This is a genomic window from Bacteroides bouchesdurhonensis, from assembly GCF_900155865.1.
In the GTDB taxonomy this organism is placed as follows: Bacteria; Bacteroidota; Bacteroidia; order Bacteroidales; family Bacteroidaceae; genus Bacteroides; species Bacteroides bouchesdurhonensis.
In genome coordinates this window covers 343,490-355,375 of sequence record NZ_LT707006.1, presented here as the reverse complement: position 1 = coordinate 355,375, position 11,886 = coordinate 343,490, and the positions used below count along the sequence as shown (strand labels likewise).

The 11,886-nt window shown below is 45.2% G+C and carries 8 protein-coding genes and 1 pseudogene; all 9 read left to right on the top strand.

Going from position 1 to position 11,886, the window contains the following annotated elements:
* Positions 1–587: 587 nt before the first annotated feature.
* A complete protein-coding gene (locus CZ225_RS24800) occupies positions 588–683 on the top strand; it encodes a smalltalk protein (RefSeq protein ID WP_159441740.1) in 96 nt (31 codons plus the stop codon).
* Between the two features lie 172 nt (positions 684–855).
* Entirely contained in the window at positions 856–1,452 is a 597-nt protein-coding gene (locus CZ225_RS23120; RefSeq protein ID WP_129585721.1) for a hypothetical protein, read from the top strand.
* A 20-nt stretch (positions 1,453–1,472) separates the two neighbouring features.
* Positions 1,473–4,025, top strand: a complete 2,553-nt coding sequence (locus CZ225_RS01355) for an RHS repeat domain-containing protein (protein WP_083714547.1) — start codon at positions 1,473–1,475, stop codon at positions 4,023–4,025.
* Positions 4,026–4,278: 253 nt separating this feature from the next.
* Positions 4,279–7,677: an RHS repeat domain-containing protein gene (locus CZ225_RS24080; RefSeq protein WP_083714546.1), complete on the top strand. Its 3,399-nt coding sequence runs from the start codon at positions 4,279–4,281 to the stop codon at positions 7,675–7,677.
* Positions 7,678–7,683: 6 nt separating this feature from the next.
* Entirely contained in the window at positions 7,684–8,295 is a 612-nt protein-coding gene (locus CZ225_RS01345; protein ID WP_077152721.1) for a hypothetical protein, read from the top strand.
* Positions 8,296–8,714: 419 nt separating this feature from the next.
* Positions 8,715–9,203, top strand: a complete 489-nt coding sequence (locus tag CZ225_RS24795) for a hypothetical protein (protein ID WP_234982973.1) — start codon at positions 8,715–8,717, stop codon at positions 9,201–9,203.
* Between the two features lie 17 nt (positions 9,204–9,220).
* Positions 9,221–9,784 carry a transposase gene (locus CZ225_RS24790; RefSeq protein WP_234982972.1) on the top strand — a complete coding sequence of 188 codons (564 nt, stop codon included), beginning with the start codon at positions 9,221–9,223 and terminating at the stop codon, positions 9,782–9,784.
* 68 nt (positions 9,785–9,852) lie between these two features.
* Positions 9,853–11,124 (top strand): RHS repeat domain-containing protein, encoded by a 1,272-nt coding sequence (locus tag CZ225_RS24785; protein WP_077152720.1) that lies wholly within the window; start codon positions 9,853–9,855, stop codon positions 11,122–11,124.
* A 463-nt stretch (positions 11,125–11,587) separates the two neighbouring features.
* A pseudogene (locus CZ225_RS23565) lies at positions 11,588–11,886 on the top strand (hypothetical protein); the annotation flags it as partial.

Below are 11,886 nucleotides of genomic sequence, written 5' to 3'. Positions count from 1 at the left end.
TACGGCTTCCATATTCCGGCCGCCTGCACCGTTCCTGCCGGGCTTATGCGCAAGACCATGTGGCGACAGCCGGAAATAAAACAGATATTATAAACAATAAACACCCTAATAATAATAACATCATGTACAAATTAACCATTCATAGGACAACCGGGCACCCCTTCTTCAAAAAGGAAACGCCAGCCTTGCCTCCTGCCGTCAAAGGGCAAGCCGGAGCACTGCCCATTCAGGCGTATTCGCGTACTGCCGCAAATGCCTTGCTTAATAATGTCCATCCGAACCAATGGAAACTTTATCGGCAACAGTGCCGCCCTCCCCCGTTCCCGTCCCTGTAAGATTTATTCGCCAGCACAAAGTGTAAGAATGACTTGATTGAACGGTCGAAGACTGTAGAACTTCACCAAGTAGATAAGCCACTGTAAATAACCATATTATCTATTTATCATGACGGATGCTTCCGCCATGACGGGGAACAGTACACTCAATTTGTAACATAAAAGAACATCCTACACTCTTGGAGACTACTATTGAACGTAAATTAAAACAACTATTAAAAACCACCGGAAAGGAGGTGTACGACCATGCCAATGAAAAAATCCGTATGGGATATCGTCCTGAAAGCGATTATCGCTGTGGCTTCGGCAGTGCTCGGAGCGTTAGGTGCCAATGCCATGAACCTGTAGCATCCTAACAGGGCAAGCATTCAACAGGCCAAGTCATTGAATTCTGTAAACAGATTCAAGACACCAACACCGGTACCATCCCCCTGTGGATACAGGCCCTGTTCCATCAGGGGGACCGTTTACCGATATTCATTAAACAACCCATTATTCAATTTATAAAAAACAACATCTTATGAAAACCAATCCTACCAAAAATAACAAGCTCCGGCTTCCCGAACAATTCTTCCGGCTTCTTGTCCTCGCATGCCTTCCCCTGGTGCCGACCTTCGGCCAGGTGGTCAAGCTGGACATGCCCCAGATCTTCCCCGTTTCCCCCGAAGCGGCCGTTCTGGACAAATTCCATTCCTATCCGGTGGACCATTGCACCGGGGTACCTGACATCCGCATCCCCCTTTATGAGATCGTCGCGGGAGACATCACGCTCCCCGTCACCCTGTCCTACCACGCCTCCGGCCTCAAGCCCCATGACGGCAGCGGCCTTGCCGGCACCAACTGGTCCCTCAGCCTCGAGCCCACCGTCAGCCGTGAGATCCGCGGTACGGACGACACCGGCAATTACGGCTGGCTGCGCGAGGGCAGCTACCACCGCGGTACCCCTCCCGGAGCTTCGAGAATGGACCGGATCAACTTTATGGACGAGGTTGTCCGCGGCATCCGCGACAGCCAGCCCGACCGTTTTACCTACAGCCTGCCCCACGCAGGAGGCAGCGGCTACATGCTCTACCAGGGCAGCCCCATGGTCACCTGCCCCGCACCAACGATGTGGTAAACTGGGATAGAAGCGACAAAATGACCATCACCGACGATAAAGGATACTATTATGAGTTCGACGGCGTAGTGGAGAAAGTCTTCTATACCCAAACCATCAACCGCTGGCACTGTACCGGCATCCGGTCGCCACACCGGACCACCCCGTCCGTAACCTTCGAATACGATATCCTTCCCCACCAGTCAACCGGGACCAACAAAGGCTGCATGGGTCTCGGAGAAGTAATCATCAACAAGAACGCCGCCGAAGACGGGTATAACCTGACCGAACATTTTCCTCTCCAGGAACACAACTATGCCCTGGTGCCCGATTATAACTCAGGCCCGGAAGCTTACTATTATGATTATAAGGCGGAATTGAGCCCCGTTTATTCCGAAGGCCTCTACATTGACAATTCGGGCAGCATCCTTCCCAACGACGTTGAAGTCCCCCGGCTGACCGACATCCGTTTCCTGGGCAATACGATGAAAATCAGTTACCATTCGGTAGGCGGTCCTGACTACTGGAACGATGCATACGATACCATCGAAGTGACCGACGAACATGGAAAGCCGGTGCGCAGCATCCGTTTCCACCTCAGCACCTACAACCCCCATACCAGCCTGACCAAACTGGATTCCGTCAGCATCTCGGCACCCGGGGTGGAGACAAAGACGTATAAGTTCCATTATAACGGCGGGCTGAACGTCCCTTCCATCGATACCCGGGTAGTAGACCATTGGGGATTCTGCAACGGCCCGGAAAACCGGCATGCCGTCAATACAGTCCCCAGCTTCCGCAAGATCCTGGCTTACAGCAAGGACGGGCAGCCAATCCGCCTGCTGCTGGATTACAAAGGAGCCAACCGGGAGGCCAATGCCACCTGGACCAGCCTTGGCATGCTGATCCAGATCACCGACCCGCAAGGACTGGAAACCCACTTTGAATACGAAGGAAACCAGGCAGCTTTCGCCATGGGCTACCCGGGCCCGGAGGAAGAAGGCGCGATGTACCTGCGTCCGGTCGGCGGGCTTCGTGTCAAGCATATCCGCACTTACGACCCCGAGGAGCAAAAGACGGTGCACAAAAGATACAGCTACGGGCTGGAAGGCTCCATCGGCTGGGGAGTCATCTGGGGAGGCGGGGCCATTCCGCACATCATCACCGAACGGGATTACCAGACCAGCGTGCTGGTACCTTTCTCCCCGACCAACCTCCAGACTATGACGGTCATCCATAACAATCCTGTCGGTGAGATCACATTCCACAACGGAAGCCCCGTGCTCTACAGCAATGTAAGGGAAAGTATCGAAGGCGGCGGCTCCACCCTCGTGACAGAGTATGTCTACCATGTGCCTTTCCATGAGTACAACAACGTGCTGGAATGGGACCAATACGATCCCGGGCTGGACTATGCCCAAAAAGAGAAACAGGTGAATGATTACCTGTTAAGCCACTCTTACAGCGAGTTGAAAGGCCTCGTATGCCCCCTTCCCAACAATCCGGGAAAGCATGCGGACGAATACACCGGCATGTCCGACGACCAATGGCTGGCGGGAAAGCTCAAGCGGGTGGACCGTTACAAGGATAACGGCTTCTTTTTATCTACTACGGAGTATGAGTACGAACATGCCGGTACGGGGGGTGTGGTCAGTATCGATATTCCGGTACGCCGTATCTCTGTCAGTTCCGATGTCTGCCTCGATAATCCGGGAGCATATTCGTGGGATAACGTATTCAATGCCGGCAGGTTCTATCCTGCCCAAGACGGTGGTCCGGCCCAGACTACCTTCTATCTGGATCCCGGGTCGTATACATTCCTCACAAAAGAATATACCATAGAAATCCGTGAGCAAGTACCCTGCGAGCAACCTCCTTATGAGTTTGAGTCTTACAAGGAAAATAAGACATTCGAGTATGAGTTTTCCCATCTGCCGGGAACTTCTCTGGAACCCCGTAAGATAACTACTGTCCGCAGTGATGAAGGTCTCACTATTGACGAGTATGATTATCTGGACGGGCAATTCCCGGGAATCCTCTCGATGCACCGGCATACGGAAGGGGGTAGCTGGAAAGAGAACCGTATCCTCTTCCGGGAAGGGACAAGCCTGCCCGATAGGGTGGTTTCAGCGACGGACCGGGAAACGGAATTTCGGGATGAGGTGGTCTATACGGCTTACGACTTATATAACAATGTGGCTGAGGTGCTGGGAAAGGACGGAACTCCCATTACGTATCTCTGGGGATACCGGGGCCGCTTCCCGGTTGCCATGATAGAGAATGCCACACGGTCGGAGGTGCTGGCCGCCATGGGAGTGGATGCCGCCCGGGCAGACGGTTGGGCGGGAGACATGGTGCCTGCCCCGGCCATGCTGCAGGCCCTGCAGCTTTTGCGTGCTTCTTTACCGGAAGCGAACGTATACACCTGCGAATACGAACCGTTGCAAGGGGTGGTAGCCGTCACCGATCCCAATGGAATCACCACCCGGCATGAGTACGACGGTTTCAACCGGCTGACAAGGAGCTATTACCTGGACCCGGCCTCGAACAAGGTGCTGCTGCAACAGTATCTCTACCACCTGGGGGAGAAATAACGGGGAGCGGTCATGCTGAAGGCCGGATATGCCTGTGGCGGATACCGGCCGACGGTTTTACCGGACGCGGACGCGGCTTTTGGCATGGCTGATAAAGAAAACCTGTAACAAGGGTAACGCAAGAATCCAAAATTGAACCAAAAAACAGAACCAAAAACAGAACCAAAAACTGAATCAAAAACTGAATCAAAAACTGAATCAAAAACAGTGTAAAATAACAGTATAAAATAACAGCATAAAATAACGAATCATTATGAAAACGCTACGAACTATCAAAAATATGCGGACATTGGGAACCCTCCTACCGTTCCTGGTCCTGTCCCTGTATCCCGGCGGTATTTCCGCCCAGTCCCGGGACACCCTGTACATGCACACCAGTGCCGGACACCCCCACATCATCACCGTGACCCCGCGGGTAAAGACCTCCGGGCTTGCCGGACTGAGTGAGAACCAGATGCGGCGTGAAATCCAATACTACGACCGCTTCGGTAATCCCAACCTGAACATCCTGCATGGCCTCTCCCCTAACGGGGAGGACCTGGTAAACCTGCAAACCTATGACGGGCTTAACCGGGAATCTTTCCGCTACCTGCCTGTAGGCGCGAATACTTCGGGAGGCGGATACATGGAACCTTACGCGGTGGGTGACATAGCCCGGGCAGCTGGTTATTATGGCGAAGACACTGCCCCCTGGAGCCATCCCGTCTACGAGAACTCCCCGCTGAACCGGATCAGACAACAGTTCGGTCCCGGAAAGGACTGGGAGGAGCATCCTGTACAGGCCTCGTTCCTTACCAACCAGAACCAAAAAGGGCTGGCGCATTACCTGACCTTCTACCCTAAATTGAGCGTGCGAATCTATTCCCTTTCTGCGGACAGCCTCACCTACCGGCAGGACTATGCGACAGGTACCCTCGACTGTACGCAGACCACCGACGAGGACGGTCACACCACATTGGAATTCAAGGACCGGGCTACGGACCGGGTACTCCTTTCACGCGTAATGGACGGGGAGGTGATGCATGATACCTATTACGTCTATGACGGCTACGGGAACCTGCGGATGGTATTGCCTCCGGCGGCTTCGGACTTGCTGACTTCTACCACCACTCCCGCTTCATGGATTGAGACTGTGGAAGCGATACAGAAGTATGCCTATGTCTACAAGTATGACGGGCGGAACCGTTGCATTTACAAGAAACTTCCCGGGTGCGATCCTGTCTATACGGTGTATGATGCCGCCGACCGTCCTGTATTCGTACAGGACGGCGAACAGCGGGCCAAAGGGGAATGGTCCTTCAGTATACCGGACGCTTTTGGAAGGATCGTCTTGACGGGGACCTGCAAGAATACACTGGCTTATACGGCTGACCCGTTGAAGGACATCGTAGTAAAGGCTACCCGGCTCAAGGGAACGAGTCAGACCAATGACCTGAAAGGATATACGCTTCCCTCCCAAGTCACCCTGGCTACCCCGACGGTATTGAGTGTAAATTATTATGACCGGTATGACTTTATCGGTTCCAATGGCATCCCTTCGGGTACTGCCACTGCTTACGAGAAAGTAGCGGGATATGATGAGCTCAGGACAGTGGGAGTCAAAGGGTTGCTCACCGGAACGCTGACGGCGAAACTGAACAGCAGCGGAGCTGTATCGGGATACCTGTACTCTGTGATGTATTACGACGGGCGGGGACGTTTGATCCAGCAGCGGGGAAACAATTCTTTGGGAGGAGAGGATAAGATATTTACCGCCTATGACTTCCCGGGGAACCCTACACAAGTCAGGAAGGTGCATACGGTCGGGGCGGATACACGGACGGAAGTATATACCCATACGTATGATCAGGCGGAACGTTTGTTAAGGACTACCTATCAGTTGGACAATGCCGCGGCGGTGACGATCGTGGATAACACCTATGATGAGGTGGGACGTTTGAAGTCGGACAGCAGGAACGGGAATGCGAAGCTGAAGACAGAGTATGCGTATAACGTCCGTTCGTGGACGAAGAGTATTACGGGAACGTTGTTCAGCCAGACGCTCAATTATCAGGAGGCGATAACGGGGAATACTCCCTGCTATAATGGGAATATCAGCAGCATGTCGTGGAAGGCGGGATCGGAAACCAGCCCAAGAGGGTACCGTTTCACGTATGACGGTCTTTCCAGGTTGAAGGATGCCCTCTACGGGGAAGGCGCTACGCTTTCCGCTAATACGGACCGATTCAATGAGCAGGTTACGGGGTATGACAAGATGGGGAATATTCTGGGGTTGAAGCGTTACGGGCAGACGGCTGCAAGTAGCTACGGGCTGATCGATCATCTGGCTTTGACGTATAACGGCAATCAGTTGCAGGCAGTCAAGGATGCGGCAACAAACTCTGTCTATGGGAATGGTACGGAGTTTAAAGACGGCAGTAACCAGACAACGGAATACACTTATGATAAAAATGGCAATCTGACTAAAGATTTAAACAAGGATATTAGTAAAATCGGATATAATCTTTTAAATTTGCCTGATGAGGTAACCTTTGCCAACGGTAACAGTATCCGGTATGAGTATGCTGCTGACGGGACGAAGCTTCGTACGGTGCACAAGACGGGTGCTACTACCTTGACAACGGATTACTGTGGGAATGCGGTCTATGAGAACGGGGTGTTGAGGATGCTGCTCAATGAGGCGGGGTATGTGAGTTTCCCGGACAGGAAGTTCCATTTCTATTTGAAGGATCATCAGGGGAATACCCGTGTGGTGGCGGATAAGGATGGCAATGTGGAGGAGACGAATGCGTATTATCCGTTTGGTGGAACGTTTACTTCAACTAATAGTGTTCAGCCTTACAAGTATAATGGTAAGGAGTTGGATGCGAAGAATGGACTGAACTGGTATGATTATGGGGCGAGACAGTATGATGCTGCGATAGGGAGGTGGCATGTGGTGGATCCTTTAAGTGAGAAATACTACAATGTAAATTCATATGCTTATTGTAATAATAATCCAATAAAAAACATAGATATAGATGGACGGGACTGGTACATGAATGAATCGACAGGAAATTTATATTTTCATCGGGATTCAGTTGGACTACAGATGACATATGATGAACAAACTTATATTCATATTGGTGATAATAATATGTTTGGAAGTATGAAAGATGTTTTATCGAAATTATACAATTTTGAAGAATCTGCTTCTTTAGCTCAAAAGCATGGATATAGTATTAATCCAATACAACAATTAAAATCCGAAAAGTCTAGAGAACAATCTTATCCAACGGGGAAAAATAACATAGTGATTGTTACTGGTGAAATCGATCTTATTAATGAGAAATATGGAATATTTCCGATTGATAAAAATAAAATGATAGGAATTAAAACTGATCCACTAATACAGAGAAAGTATAGTGCCTTAGATGTGATAGATGTACTTTTAACAGGAGGGAAAAAAACAGAATATATAGAAAGAAATTATATATCATATAGAGTGCCAAAAACAAGTGATAATGTCTATAGTACTGTTGGAGCTGTTTTTAATGGAATGGAAACAATAATGACGGGTAAGCAAGATTACCGAACAATTAATATTTATAATAATTGGAATCATTATTATAATGCTACAGAAGGAAAAGGAAAGTTGTTAATATATAAATAATAGTTTATGAAATTAATAAGTTTAGTACTAATAGAATTGTTTTTTATTCAATACAATTGTTTTTCACAAGAGTATCCTGATGAAAAAACAGTTCAAGGCTATAAAGAGATCATTAGTCTATATCCAGAAGATTTGGTGTCTCATTTTCCGAAAGAAATTGCTCATGAAAAAGTGCTTATAACAGCTTTTAAGTATCCGAAAATACAGGACTTAAGTTATATCCATGTTATGTTGATTTTAAATGACAAAGAAATTGAGACATTAAAAAAAGATGCTTTACTTAAGGCTAAAGCCATATATCATTTTACTGACTCTTGTTTAATGGTTATTCCTTATAATTATGAAGAGGATAGTACCATAATTAATACTGATTCGATTCAATATTGTCAGGATTCGAATATGTTTCCTATTTCCAATATTAGAACTTGGGGTGATTTCGTACCTGATTTTTATAAAAATGCGACCATTTTTATATTTAATGCAGAAGAAGGTTGTTTTCTTAAGAATGATTATCTTTCTAAATCAGGAGTTGGTTTACCAAATGGATGGCAACATGGATATAGCAGAGGAATAGTAATATTTGAAAATTATGTAATGTATTGGCTCGATGTTTGGTAACACTTTGATTTAACCAAAATTTCGTTTTATCCTGATATATATTATCCAATACTTCGGTAAATTTTTACCGAGATTTTAAAAGTTAAACAATAGACCCGGCAAAAGCTGGTTCGAAAACACTAAAGAAATCATTGAAATGTTGTCAAAAACGAATAGTTTAGCATGAAAAAATGTGCTAAAAAAGGAGCTAACCTGCTGATAATAAAGAAAATAGTATTGCATAATTCGTTATTTTTTTAGTAAATTAGAAGTCCCTCAACTCTTCTGATTATGACTAAAGAACACTCCTTATACAATACCAATCCGAGTGCCTGTCGGCTCTCAAATCAGTCGTAAATACAAGCAAACCTTTTGAAAAGACCTTCATGGATACCATGAAATTATTCATGACCATCCCGGATCGTGTAAATTTCCTCTAATTGGGCAGGTATGGATGTTTTTCGGAACAGACATACCGTAACCTTTTTAAGAATGAAACATTCGACTGGTTTGCGTTCAACGGTTCTATCATCAGCAAGCATCTCATAGGTAAAAGAAAAGCCATCGCCATTGCCCCTTCCTATATCCCCAAGTCCGGTCATAAGACACATTGGATTGGTTACTTCTGGTCAGGCTGTGCCGGGGATTATAAGCGTGGATTGGAAATCATGGGCATTGGAGTCATTGACATCGACTACCATGAATGCATGACTCTAGGTTCCATTCAGACGCCGGATTGTAAGACCTTGGATAATATGGGCAAAAACCTCGTTGATTGGTATAGCAGCTATCTTGTCAGTAGAAAAGACAAGATACAGAGCATATCCGTAACGGTGGTTGCAGACGCATTCTTCTCCAAGGAAACTTTCATTACGCCTATGTGTGAGAATAACTTTTCCATGTTATCAGCCGCTTCAGGAATGATGTAATCCTATACTATCCGACATTGGAAAAGAAAATAGGAAAACGAGGACATCCCAAGTGGTTTGACGGTAGGATTAACTTTGCCAATCTGGATCTTACCCGATGCAAGGAATACGAAGTGAATAAGGGAAAGCTATACGGATTGAGGGTATATGCAAAAGCTCTCAAAAGGTACGTTTCCTTATCCGTCTGGTATCCCATGGATGGAAGATCAGACAAGTGGCAGCTTTACTTCTCTACAGACGATTCGATGGATGGACGCGAAGTCCCGGATTATTACAGAACCAGGTTCCAACTCGAATTTTGCTTCAGAGATGGCAAGCAGCATGCTCGAATCACCAACTATCAGTCTACAGACTTCAGAAAGTTGGATTTTCACTTCAATGCATCACTCGCCGCTGTCAACTTGGCAAAAGCGGCATGTAAGAGGCTCGGAATAACATATTCAATATCCAATTGCAAGTCATTCATACACAATGCTTATATGCTTGAACGATTTATTTGCGTGTTTGGGATTAACCCAGACTCACAAGTTATTGACAAACTTTTCAAAGAACTCATTTTATTTACTGCCAGAGCCGCTTAGGATTGGCTAATTTTTAACGAACTATTAATTATCTTAACTGGAAAATATATATCAGGGTATTATTTCGTATGCAACAACTTATCTTACTTAAAAATACAATTTATGATGAAGGTATCAGTTTTGTTATGAACTTGGTAATTGATAATGGATTATGGTTTAAGGACTATACTAATCAGACAACGGAACATACTTATGATAAAAATGGTAATCTGATTAAAAATTTAAACAAGGATATTAGTAAAATCGGATATAATCTTTTAAATTTGCCTGATGAGGTAACCTTTGCGAACGGTAACAGTATCCGGTATGAGTATGCTGCTGACGGGACGAAGCTTCGCACGACACACAAGACGGGTGCTACTACCTTGACAACGGATTACTGTGGAAATACGGTCTATGAAAACGGGGTGTTGAGGATGCTGCTCAATGAGGCGGGGTATGTGAGTTTCCCGGACAGGAAGTTCCATTTCTATTTGAAGGATCATCAGGGGAATACCCGTGTGGTGGCGGATAAGGATGGCAATGTGGAGGAAACGAATGCGTATTATCCGTTTGGTGGAACTTTCACTTCTACAGCTAGTGTTCAGCCTTACAAGTATAATGGTAAGGAACTGGATCAGAAGAATGGGCTGAACTGGTATGATTATGGGGCGAGACAGTATGATGCTGCGATAGGAAGGTGGCATGTGGTGGATCCGATGAGTGAGAAATATTATAATTTCAGCTTATATAATTATTGTGCCAACAATCCGATGAGATATGTAGATTATAAGGGAGATAGTATAACAGTATTAAACTTGGGATATGGATTAGAACAACATATGGCAATATTGATTCAAAACAAAGAAAAGGTATGGCAGTATTTCTCAATAAATGGGGATAATGTTTACGTTTCAGGAAAATTCACTGGAGGGCGCAAATTTAATGATATTGCTGTAGGTGAATTTAAGAGTCCGCAAGATTTTTTAAATAGCCAATATAATACTGAAGGTAATGGTAGTGACACTTCTATAAACAGTTATGGCTTTACAGAAGGATATATAATCCCTACATCTGAAGAACAGGATGAAATAATCAGAAGTACATTTATGGATATAAGTACAAATGAATCATATGACTTACTTGCAAATAATTGTTCTACAGTAGTACAAGAATCATTGGAAGCGGGAGGTATTAAAACATATAATAGAAAAAGCACTCAATATAGAATACCCTCCAATCATTCTCTCGGGGAATCATCTTTTTCTATAACAACCTTAACGAGCAGGTCTATTGTGCCTAGTACTGCATTTAAATCAATTATTAAATATAATCCAAGAGGTAAATTAATTTATAAGTGATATTATGAAAAAGGTAAAATTAACTCCTATATTATTATTTTTTCCAATATCGATAATAGGATATGCTTTACATTTATGCTATAAACCAGGATGGATACCATTTAGATTGTTATTTATCATTGGATTTACACTTATAATGTGTATAATGTTTTTAATTGATCGTTTAATTGCATCACAGTTAAAGCTTAAAACTATTTGGGTCGTGGAAATAATACTGATTATAGTTGGATTTATATTTGCTTCTATATATAATCTAATATAGATTATGTAAGTAAAATAGAAAAATAATGACTTATTACCCTAGTATATGACTTTTATCACTCTATGTTAGGGTAGTTTTATTCGTAAGTCTTCGATAAACTCCCTCGTATAATGTGTAACGTATGTTCCTTATATAGTTTTCTCATTTTATCGTTCTATGTTTTATTGTTACATCAATTCAACCAAAAGATGTGCAGGGTTTATGGAGGTTGATATTTTCTCTACTAATGGAGCGGATAAAAAGGAAGTTTTTTTCCTTTTCCTTTATTTTCCTGTGATAAATGGGACAAAGCGGTATTTTTCCCGTGTTTGGGGGGATTTACGTCGTTATCAGGAGTCTTTCTTGGCTTTGCACGGTAACAGTATCCGGTATGAGTATGCTGCCGACGGGACGAAGCTTCGTACGGTACACAAGACGGGTGCTACTACCTTAACAACGGATTACTGCGGGAATGCGGTCTATGAGAATGGGGTGTTGAGGATGCTGCTCAATGAGGCGGG